The following is a 542-nucleotide window of genomic DNA, read 5'->3' as shown; positions in this document are numbered from 1 at the left end:
GCCGCGGCCGTCGACCGTTCCGGTGTGGCGCTGCTCGGCCTGGCGCCGGGCGCGTCGTGGACGCAGCTGGCGGCGATGCTGCGTTCACTGCTGGCCGAGGGCGAGGTGGACCCGTCGGAAACCCTCGGCGGCGTGCCGGCGGGAGACCTGTTCGCGCTGGCCAACGCGGTGGCGTCGCTGATCGGGGCCCCGGTGACGATCGAGGACCGCAGCTCGCGCGTCCTCGCGTTCTCGGGGCGCCAGGACGAGGCCGACTCGTCCCGCGTGGAGACGATCCTCGGCAGGCAGGTCCCCGCGCGGTACTCGCAGATGCTGGAGGCGCGCGGGGTGTTCCAGCAGCTCTACCGCAGTGACGAGCCCGTCTACATCGACGGACTGCCCGCCGACGACGGCACGTTCTGCCTGCCTCGGGTCGCCGTCGCGGTCCGGGCCGGCGACGAGGTGCTCGGCTCGATCTGGGCCGCGGTCCGTTCCCCGCTGCCTGCTGACCGTTCGCAGGCGTTCTGCGACGCGGCCAAGCTCGTGGCGTTGCACATGATGCG

General features: G+C 73.2%; 1 pseudogene. It reads left to right on the top strand.

The window, feature by feature from the left end:
• Positions 1-542: pseudogene (locus tag FXN61_RS49970) on the top strand (PucR family transcriptional regulator); the annotation flags it as partial.

The sequence above is a fragment of the Lentzea indica genome (genome assembly GCF_012184385.1).
Lineage (GTDB): Bacteria > Actinomycetota > Actinomycetes > Mycobacteriales > Pseudonocardiaceae > Lentzea > Lentzea indica.
Note: the sequence above shows the minus strand (reverse complement) of the source record. Positions and strands in the feature narration are given on the sequence as shown.